This window comes from Nocardiopsis potens DSM 45234 (assembly GCF_000341105.1).
Taxonomy (GTDB): domain Bacteria; phylum Actinomycetota; class Actinomycetes; order Streptosporangiales; family Streptosporangiaceae; genus Nocardiopsis_A; species Nocardiopsis_A potens.
This window is the reverse complement of record NZ_ANBB01000002.1, coordinates 209,969-225,313: the sequence shown is the minus strand read 5'-3', so window position 1 is coordinate 225,313 and position 15,345 is coordinate 209,969. Positions and strand designations below refer to the sequence as shown.

Here is a 15,345-nt window from a genome sequence, read left to right as displayed (position 1 = left end):
GGACGCCGCCGCATCGGCGCACCTCGGCGTCGGGGACGTCTCAACGTCCGGATACGGGGATCACGCCGGGCTCGTCGACCGCGAGGCGGCATCGGCACGCCACGGGACCGGGCAGCGATTGCCGGACCTACCTTAGAACATGTTGGGGCACCGCGGACGCGTCCCGGTCGGCGTGGACCGCTGCGGCCGCCGGCCGCCGCGCCCGCTTTCCGGGCCCGTTCCGGCCTGCTCCGATCCCGCGGTGCCGCGGCCGCGCCCGCGGCGGGCGGCCCGGCCGGGCCGCTCCGGCCCCTCCCGCCTGTGCCCATCGCTCCCCCGCCCTGCGCACGCGCCTCCGACACGACCAGGACACACCCGGTCGGGCCGAGGTGCGGCGCAACACGCCGCACGGGCCCCTTCCCGGCGGCCGGCTCCGCCGGCCGGGCCCGGGCCGCGGCGCCCGCCGCCCGGGTCAGCGCTCCCCGGCCCCCGCCCGCCGGGCCGCCCCACCCGCGCCTTCTGCCCATTTCGTAATGGATTAGATGCAAAAGGTGGCCGCCCGCCCGGCCCCTCCCCGGGGGTTCCGGTCGGCAAAGGGCGGCGGGACTTCAGGAGCCGGGACCGGAGCGTTCTCCTCTCCGCCGCCTCCGCGCCACCGGACGGCCGCCGGGGCCCGCGGGGCCGGGCCCCGGGAGCCGGGGGCGGTGTCAGGCGGCGTCAGGCGCCGTCTTCGGCGGGGTCGGCTGCGGGCCCGTCCTCGGGCTCGGCGGCGGGCCGGGCCGCGGGGTCGGGGACGCCCAGGCGGCGGCGGATCGACTCGGCGAGCACCTCGCGGTCGTCGAACGGCAGCACCTCGCCGAGGACGTACTGGCCGCGCTCGTGCCCCTTGCCCGCGACGACCAGGACGTCGTCCGGGCCGGCCCGGCGGACCGCCAGGTCGATCGCCTCGGCCCGGTCCGGCTCCACGGTGATCCGGGCGCGCTCCTCCCGGGGCACCTTGGCGACGCCCTCCAGCATGCTGCCGAGGATGGCGACCGGGTCCTCGCTGCGCGGGTTGTCGTCGGTGAGGACGACCGCGTCGGCGAGGCGCGCGGCGGCCTCGCCCATCAGCGGGCGCTTGCCCCGGTCCCGGTCGCCGCCGCAGCCCACCACGATGGTGAGCCGGCCGCGGGCGACCTCGCGCAGCGAGGCGAGCACCGCCTCGATCGCGCCGGGCTTGTGCGAGTAGTCGACCAGCGCGGTGAACTCCTGGCCGGCCTCCACCCGCTCCATCCGGCCCGGCACGCCGGGGGCGGCGGCCACGCCCTCGATCGCGGTGTGCAGGTGCACGCCGGCCTCGATCAGGCCGACGATCGCCGCCATCGCGTTGGAGACGTTGAACGGGCCGGGCAGCCCCACCGAGGCGTCCGCCTCGACGCCGCCCGGGCCGACCACCCGGAACGTGCTGCCCCGGGGGCCCAGCACGATGTCCTCCGCGCGCCACTCGGCCTCCGGGTCGCCCTCCGCCGAGAAGGTGGTGACCGGGACCTCGCCGCGGTCCTCGATCATGTCGACGAGCGCCCGGCCGAACCGGTCGTCCCGGTTGACCACGGCGACCTTGGCGTACTCCGGGGTGAACAGCCGGGCCTTGGTCTCGAAGTAGTCCCGCAGGTCGGAGTGGAAGTCCAGGTGGTCCTGGGAGAGGTTGGTGAAGATCGCCACGTCGTAGGTGGTCCCGCCGACCCGGCCCAGGGCCAGGGCGTGGCTGGAGACCTCCATCGCGGCCGAGGTCACGCCCTGCTCGCCCATCGCCGCGAACAGGCCGTGCAGGTCGGTGGCCTCGGGCGTGGTGAGGGAGGAGTCGACGCGCTCGTCGCCGACCCGCATCTCCACGGTGCCGATCAGCCCGGTCTTCTCGCCCGCGGCGCGCAGGCCCGACTCGACCAGGTAGCTCACCGTGGTCTTGCCGCTGGTGCCGGTGGTGCCGATGAGCAGCAGCCGGTCGGCGGGGTGCCCGTACACCCAGGCCGCGACCTCGCCCAGGCGGGCGCGCGGGTCGGCGAGGGTGACGACCGGCAGCCGGGTCGCGGCGGCGCGGTCGTAGCCGGTGGGGTCGGTGAGGATCGCGGCGGCCCCGGCCTCGGCGGCCTGGGCGGCGAAGTCGGCCCCGTGCACGCGGGTGCCGGGCAGGGCGGCGTAGAGGTCGCCCGGCCGGATCGCGCGGGAGTCGTGGGTGACCCCGGTGATCACCGCGGCCTCGGGGTCGGCGGGCGCCTCGGGCTCGGCCCCGCGCCCGCCGGGCAGCGGGTCAGCGCCGGGGCCGTCGTCGACGCACGTGACGAGCGCCTCCGGGCCGAGGAACCGGGCCAGCTCGCCGAGCTGGCGGAGAAGTCTGTGGTCAGGTCGCATCACGGGTGGCACGTCGAGAGGCTATCGGCTGAGCGGAGCCCGAGGTTAATCCGCGGACCGGGGCGTGTCCCACATTCTCCGGGACCCGCCCCGGCGGTCCGCTCAGTCGTCCTCGAACAGCCGGATCTTGGGCGCCTCGGTCTCCGTCGGCGGGATCTTCAGCGTCTTCAGGCCGAACGACATCACGTCGGTGAAGAGCGGGCCCGCCGCCTGGCCGCCGTAGTACTCCTTCTTCGGGTCGTGCAGCACGACCTGGACGATCAGCTCGGGGTCGTCGGCCGGGGCGAACCCGACGAAGGTGGAGATGTAGCCGCCGGTCTTGTAGCTCCCGGTCTCCGGGTCGACCCGGTTGGCGGTGCCGGTCTTGCCCGCCACCCGGTACCCATCGATCCGGGCCTGCTGCGCGGTGCCCTGGTCGCCGGTGACGGCCTCCAGCATCAGCGCCACCTCCTCGGCGGTCTTCTCGCTGACCACCCGGCGCTCCTTGGGCGCGTCGGAGGGGTCCAGCTCCCCGTCGCCGTCGACCGTCCCGGCGACCAGCGTCGGCTCGACCCGGACCCCGCCGTTGGCGATGGTGGCGTAGACGCTGGCCATCTGCATGGCGGTGACCGACAGGCCCTGGCCGAAGGAGATCGAGGCGAGCTGGGTGCCCCACCAGTCGTCGGGGTGGCGGAGCACGCCGGACTCCTCCCCCGGCAGGGCCAGCCCGGTGGGCTTGCCGAAGCCGAAGGCGGAGAGGTAGTCGTAGAGGCCCTGCGCGCCGAGCTGCTGTCCGACCTTGATGGTGCCCACGTTGCTGGACTGGGCCATGATGCCGTTGAGCGTCATCCGCTCGGTGTCGTGCACGTGGGAGTCCTTGAAGGTGCGGTCCTGCACCTGCATCGAGTAGGGCACGGTGTAGACCGTCTCCGGGGTGGTGACGCCCTCCTCCAGGGCCCCGGCGGCGGTGATCACCTTGTTGGTGCTGCCGGGTTCGAACACGTCCGCCACCGCGCCGTTCTTCCGCTGCTCGCCGCTGGTGGACTCGATGTCGTCGGGGTCGTAGGTGGGGTAGTCGGCCATCGCCACGATCTCCCCGTTCGGGCGCATCGCGATGACGCTGCCGCCTTCGGCCTCCAGCTCCTCCGCGCGCTCGGCGAGGGCCTGCTGGGCGTACCACTGGACGTCGGCGTCCAGGGTCAGCCGCACGTCCTGGCCGGGCACCGGCTCCCGGGAGTAGCCGCCGGCCATCGGGATCTGCTGGCCGTTGGCGCCGGTCTCCACCTGCTGCTTGCCGGGCTTGCCCGCCAGGGTGTCGTCCATGACGGCCTCCAGCCCCTCCAGGCCGGCGCCGTCGGCGCCGACGAAGCCGACCAGGTCGGCGGCGCCGGTCTCGTCCGGGTAGACGCGCTTGTAGCCCTTCTCCGCGCCGACGCCCTGCAGCCCGAGCTCGGCCAGGTCGTCCCACTCCTCCGGGGAGACGTTCCGCTTCACCACCTGGTAGCGGGACGGCTCGGCCTGGACCTTGGCCCGCACGTCCTTGGGGTCGAGGGTGAACCGGGAGGCCAGCTCTGCGACGACCTTCTCGCTCTCCTCGTCGTCGATCTCGACCGGGTCGACGAAGACGGTGCGCACCTCCACCGACATCGCGAAGGCCCGCCCGGAGGCGTCGGTGATGGAGCCCCGGGTGGTGGGGATGTCGATGGTGGCCATCCGCAGGTCCGCCGCCTCCTCGGCGTAGGTCGCGGCGTTGAACCCCTGGATGTGCACGAGCCGGCCGGCGAACAGCACCAGCACCGCCGACATCAGCGCCAGGGCGATCTTGATCCTGCGCTGCGGGTCGACCCGGCGGAAGCGCCGGCGGAGCAGCGGGGACGGCGGGGGCGGTGCGGGGCGGCGGGGCCTGGCGCCGCCGCTCCCGGCCGGCGGCCGGGGGCGCGGGGTCCGGTCCCCGTCCCGGGCGGGGCGGCGGGGGCGGTCCGGGCGGCCGCCGCGGGCGGGCCCCCGCGCCGGGCGCCGCGGCTCCTTGGAACGCCCGTCACGCGACGCGCTCAACCGCGGACCTCCGTTCCGCCCCCTCCGCCTGCGGGGCCGCCTTCCTCACCTCTGCCACGTCCCTTCCGTCCGGTGCCGCGCCTCACTCGCCGCCCCCGCCGCTGACCCGGCCCTCATCCATGTGCAGGAACTCCGGGGCCTCCCCGGGCTCCATGCCCATCTCCTCGGCCTCGCGCGCGATGCGCTCCGGCGCCTCCAGCCGGACCACCTCCTCCTCGAGCCGCTCCTGCTCGTGGCCGAGCTCGGTGTTCTCCGACTGCAGCCGGGAGATGGCGAAGGAGTCCTCCAGCAGCACGGTGCGCAGCGCCAGCAGGCTGATCAGGGCGCCCGCCAGCAGCCCGAGCACCAGCAGCACGAACGGCATCCGCGGCGGCCGGGACGCGGGGGCCGCGGGGCGCCGCGCCCGCGCGGTGCGGGGAGCCGTCCTCGGCGGGGCGGCGGGCCGGGTCCGGGGGGCCGTCCTGCGGCCGGTGCGGGTGCCGCCTCCGCGGGAGGAGCCCTCGGTCTCGGTGGTCATTTCCTGCCCTCCCTACTCCCTCGGTCGGCCCCGCCTCAGTGCCGGCGGATCCGCTCCGCGGCCCTCAGCCGGGCCGATGCGGCCCGCGGGTTCCGCTCGTTCTCCTCTTCGGTGGGCGCCTCCGCGCCGCGGGTCAGCAGCCGCAGCTCTGGCTCGCTGCCCGGCAGCGGGACCGGCAGCCCCGGCGGGGTGCGGTCGGCGGCCAGCTCCGCGAGGGCCCGCTTGGTCATCCGGTCCTCGAGGGAGTGGTAGGAGAGCACCGCGATGCGGCCGCCGACGGCGAGCCGGTCGATCGCGGCCGGCAGGGTGCGCTCCAGGATGCCGAGTTCGGCGTTGACCTCGATGCGCAGCGCCTGGAAGGTGCGCTTGGCCGGGTTGCCCCCGGTGCGCCGGGTGGCCGCCGGGATCGCCTCGCGGACCAGTTCGGCCAGGCGCCGGGTGGAGTCGATCCGGCCGGCCGCGCGCTCGCGGACCAGGGCCTGGGCGATGCGCGAGGCGAACCGCTCCTCGCCGTACACGCGCAGGATCCGGGTGAGCTCCCCGGCGGAGTAGTCGTTGACGACGTCGGCCGCGGTCAGCTCCTGGGTGCGGTCCATCCGCATGTCCAGCGGCGCGTCGTAGGAGTAGGCGAAGCCGCGTTCGGCCTCGTCCAGCTGCGGCGAGGAGACCCCCAGGTCCAGCAGGACCCCGCGGACCTCGCCGATGCCGAGCCCGTCCAGCACCCGCGGGAGCGCGTCGTACTCGGCGTGCGCGAACTCGGTGCGGTCGGCGAACGGCGCCAGCCGGGCCCGGCTGCGCCGCAGCGCGCTGGTGTCCCGGTCGATGCCGACCAGTCTCAGCCCGGGGAGCGCGGTGAGCATCGCCTCCGCGTGCCCGCCCAGGCCCAGCGTGCCGTCCACGAGAACGGCGCCCGGCTCCTGCAGCGCGGGCGCGAGCAGCTCGACGATCCGGTCGAGCATCACCGGAACGTGCTCGGCGCGGTCGTCCGCCCCCGGGTCCGCGCCGATCCCGGTGTCCCCCATCAGCACACTGCCCTCTCTCTCCTGTTTATCCCCTCCGGGACGGCGCCCCCTGCGCCGGTCCCGCTCTCCCCGGGCCCAGGGCCCGGAGAGGCCTCCAGACGCGGTGCCGCCCGGCGCCGGGGAAGTCGCGCCGGCCGGTGTCCCCATCCGCGTCTGAAGGCCGTGTCCCGTGCCGTCCCCGTCGGCGGCCCCGGGCCTTCCCGGGGGCGCGCCCCGTCAGGACGCCCCCGGCAGCACCTCCTCGGACAGCTCCGCGAACACCTGCTCCTGCTCGGACTCGTACTGCGCCCAGGCCGCGGCGTCCCAGATCTCCAGGCGGGTGTCGGCGCCGATCACCACGCAGTCCCGCTCCAGCCCGGCGTAGGAGCGCAGCGCCGGGGGGAGGGTGATGCGACCCTGCTTGTCGGGGACCTCGTCGGAGGCCCCGGCGAACAGTACCCGGCTGTAGTCGCGCACGGCCTTCGCGGTGACCGGGGCCGAGCGGAGGTTCTCGGTGACGCGCCGGAACTCCTCCAGCGGGAAGACGTAGAGGCAGCGCTCCTGCCCCTTGGTGACCACCAGTCCCCCGGAGAGCTCGTCGCGGTACTTGGCGGGCAGGAAGAGCCGCCCCTTGGCGTCGAGCCGCGGCGAATGGGTGCCGAGGAACATCGGCCCCACCTCCCCCGGTCTCGCCGCCGCGACCTCTTCCTCCACAATGCCCCACTGTACTCCACTCTCCCCCACCGTCAACAGAATCGCGTGTTCCACGAAACCGCCACGGCAGGCGAATTCGCAGGTCAGAAGGGGTGATGTGGAGCGGGCCGGGGTGGCGGCGCGTCCCGGGCGCGGCGCCGCCGGGCGCGGCGGAGGGCCCGGGGCCCGGCGCGGGGAGGCCGACGGGGCCGGCGCCCGCCCGGCATGGATTGCGCCGTTTAGGTTTGCTTTCCCTCCTTTTCCTTCTAGCCTCGGTTCCGCGGAGGCCGCCCGGCCCCGCGGAGCACCGGCCGCGGACCTTCGGGAGACCACGGGAATGAGGGGACACGTGTCACTCGGCACCCATCACGACGGCGCCCCCCGGCCGGGGGGTGAGAGCGCCGACCCGGTCCTCGGCCACGCCTTCCGGATCCGCAAGGCGATCGAGACGGTCATCGAGGGCAAGCCCGAGATCGTGCGGATGGCGCTGACCGTCCTGCTCGCCGAGGGCCACCTGCTGATCGAGGACGTCCCCGGCGTCGGCAAGACCATGCTGGCCAAGGCGCTGGGCCGGGCCGTGGACGGCACGGTGCAGCGCATCCAGTTCACCCCGGACCTGCTGCCCGGCGACATCACCGGGGTCAGCGTCTACCACCAGGAGCGGCACGCCTTCGAGTTCAGCCCCGGCCCGGTGTTCGCCAACATCGTGCTGGGCGACGAGATCAACCGCGCCTCGCCCAAGACCCAGTCGGCCCTCCTGGAGTGCATGGAGGAGATGCAGGTCAGCGTGGACGGCACCGCCCGCCCGCTGGCGCCGCCGTTCATGGTGGTCGCCACCCAGAACCCGGGCGACATGGAGGGCACCTACCCGCTGCCCGAGGCCCAGCGGGACCGCTTCATGGCGCGGATCTCGGTCGGCTACCCCGCCCCGCAGGCCGAGCTGGACATGATCGACATGCACAGCGCCGCCTCCCCGCTGGACCGGCTGGCCCCGGTCGCCGGGGTGGCCGACGTTCGGGCGATGGCCGAGTACGTGCGCACCGTGCACGTGGCGCCGGGCGTCCGCCGCTACGTGGTGGACCTGGTCACCGCCACCCGCACCTCGCCCCTGCTCCGCCTGGGCGCCTCCCCCCGCGCCACCCTGCACCTGGTCCGCGCCGCGCGCGCCTACGCCGCCCTGGAGGGGCGCGGCTACGTCGTCCCCGACGACGTGCAGGCGCTCGCCGTCCCGGTGCTCGCGCACCGGCTGCTGCTCGCCCCCGAGGCCCGGATGGAGCAGCACACCGCCGAGCAGGTCGTCGCCGACCTGGTGGCCCGGCTGCCGATCCCGGCCCCGCGGTGACCCCGGCCCCGGGCGGGCGCCGGCGGCACCGCCCCGAAACGAGGTGAGACCGCTGAGAGCATTCACCCCCCGGGGCGTGGGCCTGCTGTTCGCCGGGGCGACCGTGCTGGCCGGCGGGCTGTTCGTCGGCGAGCGCGACCTGGTCGCGCTGGGCGTGCTGCTGCTCGCGCTCCCGCTGCTGTCCGGGCTGACCCTGCTCGGCGCCTTCCGCGGCATCGGGCACGGCCGCGCGCTCCGCCCCGCCCGCGCCCCGGTCGGCTCCGAGGCCGAGGTGGCGGTGCGGATCGCCAACACCGGCGCGCTCCGCCCGCTGGGCGGGGTGCTCGCCGAGGACCTGCTGCCGCCGGCGCTGGGCGAGCCGCCCCGGTTCCGGATCGGGCTGCTCGCCCCCGGCCGCGACCGCGACCTGGCCTACCGGGTCCGCGTCTCGGCGCGCGGCCTGTACCAGGTCGGACCGGTCCGGGTCACCCTGGGCGACCCGCTCGGCTGCTTCCGGGCGGTCCGCGACCTCGGCGCGCCCGCCGTGCTGATGGCGACGCCGGAGGTGCTGCCGCTGGGCGGCGGCGGATCCCCCGCGGGCGCCGCCGAGCCGGGCGGCAGCCCCGCCCGGGCGATGGCCGCCTCCGGGGAGGACGACCCGGTGCCCCGGCCCTACCGCTCCGGCGACGAGCTGCGCCGGGTGCACTGGCGCAGCACCGCCCGCCACGGCGAGCTGATGGTCCGCCGCGAGGAGGCCCGGCACGACGGCGGCGCGGCGGTCCTGGTGGACCTGCGCGCCGCCGCGCACACCGGGTCCGGCCCGGAGTCCACCCTGGAGACCGCGGTCAGCGCGGCCGCCTCGGTCGCGGTGCACCTGTCCGGCCAGGGCCGCCGGGTGCGGCTGCTCACCGACGGCGGGGAGCCGGGCGTCCCCGCCGCCGGCCCCGCCGGGGTGGTGGAGGCGCTGGCGCTGGCGCCCGCCTCGGCCCGCTCCGGGCTGGCCGCGGGCGCCGAACCGCTGCGCACCGCCGGCTCCGGGCCGGTGGTCGCGGTCCTGGGCGCCCTCGGCCCCGCCGACCTGGAGGCGCTCTCCTCCGCGGCGCGCGGCGCCGCCGGGCCGCGCACCGCGGTGCTCTGCACCGACCGGCCGGCCGGCGCCGAGGGCGCGGCGGCCGCGCTCACCGCGGCCGGCTGGCACGTGCTGGTGATCGGCCGCCCCTCCGACCTGCCCGCCGCCTGGGGGACACCGGCGCGCGGCGCACCGGCCCCGGGAGGCCCGCGATGACGTCCCGACTCCGCTCCGCGGTACTGGCCCTGGCCTCGGCCGGGGCGGTGCTGTGCGGGCTGCCCCTGCTGGCCCCGCTGGTGTCCGGGGGCGACTGGTGGGCCGCCTCGGCCGCCGTGCTGGCCGGGATGGCTCTGGTCGGCGCCGGGCTGCGGCTCCTGCCCCGGGGCGCGGCGCTGCTCGTCCCGCCGGCGCAGCTGCTCACCGCGCTGGTGCTGGCCACCGCCGTGTTCGCGCCGCAGACCGCGGCGGCGGGGCTGCTGCCCACCCCGGCGTCCCTGGACGAGCTGGGCCGGCTCCTTTCGGAAGGGCGCCGGGAGATCGCCGCGAACCCGCCCCCGGTGGCCGACGGCGCGGCGATCGCCCTGGTCATCGCGGCGGGCGCGGCCGCCGCCGGGCTGGTCGGCGACGTGCTGTCGGTGACCGCCCGCACCCCGGCGCTGACCGGCGTCCCGCTCTTCGCGATGCTGCTGATCCCGCTGGCCGTGGACGACCAGGGGGTCGGGACCGGGGCGTTCGCCCTGGCCGCCTGCGGCTACCTGGCGCTGCTCGCGGTGGACGGCTGGGTGCGCGGTTCGGGGTGGGCGCCGCACGCCGGCGCGGCGGCCTCCCGCGCGCTCGGCGCACTGCGGCACGGGCTGCTCTCCGCCGGGGTCGCCGCCGCCGCGCTCGCCCTGGCCCTGCTGGTGCCGGTGGCCCTGCCCAACCTGGCGTCCGGCTCGGTCTACCAGATGGCCGGGCCGCCGGGACTGGACCGGACGGTGACCACCTCGCACCCGCTGGTCTCGCTCCGCCACGACCTCGGCTCCCGCTCCGACGCCGTCGTCCTGGAGTACACCACCGACGCCTCCTCCCCCGCCTACCTGCGCACCTTCGTGCTGGACGCGTTCGACGGCACCGACTGGACCATGTCGCCGGTCCGGCTGGACGACGGCGACGTGCTGGACGGGGAGGCGCTCCCGCCGGTGCCCGGGCTGATCGGCGGCGACCACGAGCGGGTCGGCTACGACATCACCCTCATGCGGGACCTCCAGGAGACCGCGTTCCTCCCGCTGCCCTACCCGACCCGGGAGCTCGACCTCGACGGGGAGTGGTACGCCGACCCCGACAGCCTGATGGTCTTCGGCACCTCGGTGCAGGATCCCACCCCCGAGTACCGGGTGACCGGCCTGGACCTGCGGCCGGATCCGGCCCGGCTCACCGGTTCCGGGGCGGGCTCGCCGGACGAGCGGTTCCTGGTGGTGCCCTCCGGGGTGGACGACCGGGTGGCGCGGCTGGCCCGGTCGATCACCGAGGACGCCGACGACCGGCTGGCCCGGGCGGTGGCCCTGCAGGACTGGTTCACCGGCGAGGGCGGCTTCCGGTACGACCTGAGCCCGCCGGCCCTCCCGGAGGGCGCCGACCCGCTGGCGCACTTCCTCTTCGACTCCCGGGTGGGCTACTGCGAGCAGTTCGCCGCGTCGATGGCGCTGATGGCGCGCCAGCTCGGCATCCCCGCCCGGGTGGCGGTGGGCTACACCTCCGGCACCCGGACCGCCGACGGGCGCTGGCAGGTCCGCGAGTCCGACGCGCACGCCTGGCCGGAGCTGTACTTCCCGGGCCAGGGCTGGCTGCGCTTCGAACCCACCCCGGGCGACGGGCAGGGCACCGCGTCCGTTCCGGAGTACGCCTCCGGCGCCCCCTCCGCCCCGTCGGAGCCGGAGGCCGAGGAGTCCCCCTCCGCCGCCCCCGAGGAGAGCGAGGCCGCCGAGGAGGAGGACGGGGCCGCCTCGCCGGACCGGGAGGACACCGCCGCCCCCGGCCGGGAGGCGCCCGACTCCGGCGGGGCCGCTCCAGGGGACGGCGGCGGGCCGTGGGTCGCGGTGGCTCTGGCCGCGGCGGCGGCCGCGGTGCTGGTGCTGCTGCCCGCGCTGCTGCGCGCGGTGCGGCGCCGGGCCCGGGCGGTTCGGGCCGGAGCCGCCGCTCCGGCCGCCGCCGCGGAGGCCGCCTGGGCCGAGGTCCGCGACCTCTGCCTCGACCTGGGCCTGGGCTGGAGCGAGGCGGAGAGCCCGCGCGCCGCGGCGCTGCGCGTCGCCGCGGCCGCCGCACTGGACGAGGGCTCCGCGGAGGCGCTGGACCGGCTCGCCCGCGCCGAGGAGACGGCCCGCTATGCGCCGGAGCCGGCCGTCGGGCCGTCCCTCCCCGCGGACCTGCGCGCCCTCTCGGTGGCCCTGCGCCGCTCGGTGCCCCCGGCGGCCCGGGCCCGCGCCGCCCTGCTGCCCCGATCCCTGCTGCGCCTCCCGGCCCGGCCGGCCGCGTCCCCCGGCTCTCCCCGCCTCTCCCCGGAGGGCGGCTAGCTCTCCGATGATCTTGACGTTGCGGGGGTATCGGAGCGCTCCGATACCCCCGCAACGTCAAGATCATCGCCCTGGGGCCGGGGCCGCGGTATCGGGGAGGCAATGGGAAAGGCAGCGCGCCCGCCGTCGCTGCGGCGGGCGCGCTGCCTCGTCGTCCGTGTAACCGCCTCCGGTGCCGCTCGGCCCGGCCGGGCCGGGTGCTCGGCGGCGCCGGATGTCAGCCGTCGCCCTCCTGGCGGCGGCGCCAGCGCTCCTCGAAGCGGTGCATCATGCCGGGCTTCTCCTTGCGTGCGGGCTTGGCGCCCTTGGCGGGGGCGGCCTGGCCGCCGGCGCCCTTGCGCCATCCGGAGAGTCCGAGCAGGGCGCAGGCGAGCATGATGATGAATCCGAGTGCGCCGACCACCGGCTGCTGGAGGATCATTCCGCCCATGAGGACGCAGATGCCCACCACGAAACCGATGGACGCCTTGATGATCCACCGCTTGTAGTGGACCGTCGGGTTCGTCTGGCGAACGGTGTTCGCGAACTTCGGATCCTCGGCATACAGCGCCTGCTCGATCTGGTCGAGCATGCGCTGCTCGTGTTCAGAGAGCGGCACGGCGCCTCCCAATGACAGTCCCCGATTGGGGTGACGGGTACTGAACGACGGTCTGTTGGTCAGTGATATGCCCAGAATACGGCGACTTAGCGCCTACTGGAAAGTAGAGATACGCCCGCGACCGTCCCACACCGGCCACATTACCCTCACCGGCTAACCTCAACACCGCTACGCGAACCCCGCTTCCACCCTTGCGACCAACGGTTTCTCCACCGCCCCGTCCTCCGGGGTGCGTCCATTCTTACCCCGGTCCCCGGGGGCGGTCGCCCGCCCCCCGGGCAGCGGTGCGCACACCGCCGCATACACCCGCTCCAACGCCCGGGGGAAGGTAAAAGTTACCGCCGGCGGCCGTCATTCCGGTCACCTTCCGGTCGCTCCCCTGCGCTCCGGCCGGAATCGGCCGCGGGGCCGGCGAGGCTGGCCGGCCTGATGGCGCCCGCGCCGAACCGCCGGGCCACCGCGTCCATCGCCAGCTCGGCCTCGCGCCAGCCGCTCTCCGGCTCGTCCAGGGTCGGCTGCCGGTGCACCTGGTCGGCGCCGGCCAGGCCCTCCACCCGCACCCCCACCAGGCGCAGCGGCTCGCCCTCCAGGCCGGAGGCGGCGTACAGGGCGCGGGCCGCCGAGCCGATCTCCCGGGCCAGGTCGGTGGGGTCGGACAGGGTGCGCGAGCGGGTGACGGTGGAGAAGTCGGCCCGGCGCAGCTTGACCACCACGGTCCGGCCGGCCTGCCCGGAGGCGCGCAGCCGGCGGGCGGTCTGCGCGGCCAGCCGGAGCAGCTCCCGGCGGATCTCCCCCGGGTCGGCGACGTCGGCCGGGAAGGTCTCCTCCGCGCCGATGCTCTTGTCCGGGGAGCCGGGCACCACCGGGCGCGGGTCGCGGCCCCGGGACAGCTCGGCGAGCCGGTCGCCGAGGGCCCGGCCCAGCTCGGAGCGGAGCGCCTCGCGCGGGGCGCGGGCCACGTCGCCCACGGTGCGCAGGCCCAGCCGGGCCAGGGCGCCCTCGGTCTTCTCGCCCACGCCCCACAGGGCGCCCACCGGCATCGGGTCGAGGAAGGGGCGCACCCGGGCGGTCGGCACCAGCAGCAGCCCGTCGGGCTTGCACCGGGTGGAGGCGAGCTTGGCGGTGAACTTGGTCGCGGCCACCCCCACCGAGCAGGTGAGGCGCTGCTCGGTGCGGACCCGCTCGCGGATCAGCTCGGCTATGCGGACCGGGCCGCCCAGCCGCCGCCGGGCCCCCGAGACGTCCAGGAACGCCTCGTCCAGGGAGACCGGCTCCACCTCGGGGGTGATCGACCGGAAGATGTCCATCACCGCCTCGGAGGCGCGCCGGTAGGCGGGGCCGTCGGGCGGGAGGACCACGGCGTCCGGGCAGAGCCGCAGCGCCCGCGCCATCGGCATGGCCGAGTGCACCCCGTAGGAGCGGGCCAGGTAGTCGGCGGAGGAGACCACGCCGCGCGGCCCGGTGCCGCCGACGATGACCGGCCGGCCCCGCGCCTCCGGCCGGGCCAGCAGCTCCACGCTGGCGAAGAAGGCGTCCATGTCGATGTGGAGGACGGTGCAGTCGGCCTCGTCCTGCGGCCCCGCATCGCTCAGCGGCCGGATGCCGTCGGCACCGACCATCCCGCGCAGCGCCTCACCGCGTTCCAGCTGGCGTCGGCTCATGGCTCCCCGTCCGGGTCATCGATGGGGGCGTCCCCGCCCCAAGGCGTTGCTCACGGGGAAGAGCGGTCCGGCGCGGGCGGTCAGCCCTCCGGGCGGAAGGCGACCACGTGCAGCTGGGTGGCGATCCCGGCGAGCTCCGGCCGGCGGGCCGCCTCGCGCTCCAGCGCGGCCAGGGCCCCCTCGTCCTCATGGCCCGCATCGTAGCGGCCGGGGAGCAGGTCGGCGAAGACGCTGACGCCGCGCACCCGCGGGGCGACCAGGCCCGCACGGGCGGCGAGGCCGGTGAGGCCCTCGGCGGTGAACCGGCGCGGCATCGGGTCGCCCTCGCCCCACCGGCCGTCCGGGTCGTCCAGGATCCGGTGGGCCTCGGCGACGCCGCCCGCCAGCACCCGGTGCAGGGCGGCGGCGAAGGCGTTGGCGGCCAGCACGCTCACCGCTCCGCCGGGGCGCAGCACGCCCGCCACGTCGGCGAGGGCGGAGACCGGGTCGTCCACGTACTCCAGCACGTTGTGCAGCAGGACCAGGTGGGCCTCGGCCTCGGGGAGCAGGGCGCGCAGGTCGAGGGTGTCGCCCTGGTAGGCGCGGACCCGCACGCCCGCCTCGGCGGCGCGGCGCTCCAGCGCGGCCAGCGAGTCGGGGCTGGGCTCGACGACGGTGACCTCGTGGCCGAGGGCGGCCAGCGGGACCGCGGCGCCGCCGGTGCCGCCGCCGGCGTCGACGATGCGCAGCGGGCCCTCGCCCGCGCCGGACAGGGAGGCCAGTAGCCCGCGGAGCTCCTCCCAGACCGCGGCGCTGCGCGCCGCCCGGGGCCCGGGGTCCGCTGCGGTGCCGGCCGGGGCTCCCCCGGCGGTGCCGACGCCCTTGTCGCTCACGAAGTTCCCTTCCTAGCGCCCGCGGGCGCCCCGGTGCGGCGGGCCGCTCGGCCCGGGGCCGGTGCGCGGCGCCTGCGCGAGCGCGTTTCCGCCTGTCCGGGGCGGTCTCCGGCGGCGCCAACATATCAGAGGCCGGTCCGCGGGCGGGGGCGGTTCGGCGCCCCGCCCGGCCCCGGGGGCCGCGCGCGGTGCGCGGGCCCCGGGCCGGGTCAGAGGGACAGCTCCGCCTTGTTCTCCATCAGCCGGGAGAGCAGCCCGTTGATGAAGGTCGGCGACTCCTCGGTGGAGAGCTCCTTGGCCACGGCCACCGCCTCGGCGATGGCCACGCCGTCCGGGATCTCCTCGTCCCACAGCAGCTCGTAGGCGCCCATCCGGAGGATGTTGCGGTCCACGACCGGCATCCGCTCCAGGGTCCACCCGATCGCGTAGGTGTTGAGCAGGTCGTCGATCCGCTCCTGGTGCTCGTCCACGGAGGCGGCCAGGTGCTCGGTGAACTCGTTGATCGGCGGCTCGGCCTGGGCGCGGCGCCGCTCGATCACCGAGCCCACCGGGGCCCCGCGCAGCTCCGCCTCGTAGAGCACCTCGATGGCGCGTCTGCGCGCCTTGCGTCGTGCCCCGCTCACCGCTGCGCTCCTCGCTCGCCCCGCCGGAGATCGTCCG

At 76.4% G+C, this 15,345-nt stretch carries 12 protein-coding genes; 3 read left to right on the top strand and 9 right to left on the bottom strand.

The annotated features are described in order from the left end of the window. Positions 1-696: 696 nt before the first annotated feature. From D459_RS0101360 to mraZ, 5 genes are all read right to left on the bottom strand, one after another. Positions 697-2,367 carry a UDP-N-acetylmuramoyl-L-alanyl-D-glutamate--2,6-diaminopimelate ligase gene (locus D459_RS0101360; RefSeq protein WP_017591190.1) on the bottom strand — a complete coding sequence of 557 codons (1,671 nt, stop codon included), beginning with the start codon at positions 2,365-2,367 and terminating at the stop codon, positions 697-699. Positions 2,368-2,469: 102 nt separating this feature from the next. After that, positions 2,470-4,401: a peptidoglycan D,D-transpeptidase FtsI family protein gene (locus D459_RS0101355; RefSeq protein WP_017591189.1), complete on the bottom strand. Its 1,932-nt coding sequence runs from the start codon at positions 4,399-4,401 to the stop codon at positions 2,470-2,472. Between the two features lie 82 nt (positions 4,402-4,483). Then, complete coding sequence (locus D459_RS0101350; RefSeq protein WP_017591188.1) at positions 4,484-4,918, bottom strand: hypothetical protein; 435 nt, start codon at positions 4,916-4,918, stop codon at positions 4,484-4,486. Between the two features lie 35 nt (positions 4,919-4,953). After that, complete coding sequence (gene rsmH, locus D459_RS0101345) at positions 4,954-5,940, bottom strand: 16S rRNA (cytosine(1402)-N(4))-methyltransferase RsmH (RefSeq protein WP_020380014.1); 987 nt, start codon at positions 5,938-5,940, stop codon at positions 4,954-4,956. A gap of 216 nt (positions 5,941-6,156) precedes the next feature. Beyond that, positions 6,157-6,588 (bottom strand): division/cell wall cluster transcriptional repressor MraZ, encoded by a 432-nt coding sequence (gene mraZ / locus D459_RS0101340; RefSeq protein ID WP_017591186.1) that lies wholly within the window; start codon positions 6,586-6,588, stop codon positions 6,157-6,159. A 373-nt stretch (positions 6,589-6,961) separates the two neighbouring features. On the opposite strand from mraZ, the gene D459_RS0101335 reads away from it, so the two are divergent. The 3 genes from D459_RS0101335 (at position 6,962) to D459_RS0101325 (ending at position 11,554) form a co-directional block, all read left to right on the top strand. Beyond that, positions 6,962-7,954, top strand: coding sequence for an AAA family ATPase (locus tag D459_RS0101335; RefSeq protein ID WP_017591185.1), 993 nt, complete (start codon positions 6,962-6,964; stop codon positions 7,952-7,954). 76 nt (positions 7,955-8,030) lie between these two features. Next, a complete protein-coding gene (locus tag D459_RS0101330) occupies positions 8,031-9,218 on the top strand; it encodes a DUF58 domain-containing protein (protein WP_017591184.1) in 1,188 nt (395 codons plus the stop codon). Continuing rightward, on the top strand, positions 9,215-11,554 hold the full coding sequence (locus D459_RS0101325) for a transglutaminase family protein (RefSeq protein WP_017591183.1): 2,340 nt from the start codon (positions 9,215-9,217) through the stop codon (positions 11,552-11,554). Before D459_RS0101330 ends, D459_RS0101325 begins: the two co-directional genes overlap by 4 nt. Positions 11,555-11,771: 217 nt before the next feature. Here the strand turns inward: D459_RS0101325 and D459_RS0101320 are convergent, their stop codons facing one another. The 4 genes from D459_RS0101320 to nusB all read right to left on the bottom strand — a co-directional run bounded on the left by D459_RS0101320 (position 11,772) and on the right by nusB (position 15,308). Next, positions 11,772-12,152, bottom strand: a complete 381-nt coding sequence (locus D459_RS0101320; RefSeq protein WP_040708763.1) for a DUF3040 domain-containing protein — start codon at positions 12,150-12,152, stop codon at positions 11,772-11,774. Positions 12,153-12,487: 335 nt separating this feature from the next. Further along, the gene (locus D459_RS0101315; protein WP_017591181.1) at positions 12,488-13,813 is read right to left on the bottom strand and encodes a DNA polymerase IV; all 1,326 of its coding nucleotides are present in this window, start codon (positions 13,811-13,813) and stop codon (positions 12,488-12,490) included. Positions 13,814-13,893: 80 nt separating this feature from the next. Continuing rightward, on the bottom strand, positions 13,894-14,685 hold the full coding sequence (locus D459_RS0101310; RefSeq protein ID WP_017591180.1) for a methyltransferase domain-containing protein: 792 nt from the start codon (positions 14,683-14,685) through the stop codon (positions 13,894-13,896). Between the two features lie 209 nt (positions 14,686-14,894). Then, positions 14,895-15,308 carry a transcription antitermination factor NusB gene (gene nusB / locus D459_RS0101305; RefSeq protein ID WP_020380012.1) on the bottom strand — a complete coding sequence of 138 codons (414 nt, stop codon included), beginning with the start codon at positions 15,306-15,308 and terminating at the stop codon, positions 14,895-14,897. Positions 15,309-15,345: the final 37 nt, after the last annotated feature.

What these genes read in the sequence shown, in the direction of transcription:
- rsmH (WP_020380014.1), bottom strand. Translation starts at nt 5,940, where the DNA reads ATGGGGGACACCGGGATCGGCGCGGACCCGGGGGCGGACGACCGCGCC.
- D459_RS0101325 (WP_017591183.1), top strand. Translation starts at nt 9,215, where the DNA reads ATGACGTCCCGACTCCGCTCCGCGGTACTGGCCCTGGCCTCGGCCGGG.
- D459_RS0101350 (WP_017591188.1), bottom strand. Translation starts at nt 4,918, where the DNA reads ATGACCACCGAGACCGAGGGCTCCTCCCGCGGAGGCGGCACCCGCACC.
- D459_RS0101360 (WP_017591190.1), bottom strand. Translation starts at nt 2,367, where the DNA reads ATGCGACCTGACCACAGACTTCTCCGCCAGCTCGGCGAGCTGGCCCGG.
- mraZ (WP_017591186.1), bottom strand. Translation starts at nt 6,588, where the DNA reads ATGTTCCTCGGCACCCATTCGCCGCGGCTCGACGCCAAGGGGCGGCTC.
- D459_RS0101315 (WP_017591181.1), bottom strand. Translation starts at nt 13,813, where the DNA reads ATGAGCCGACGCCAGCTGGAACGCGGTGAGGCGCTGCGCGGGATGGTC.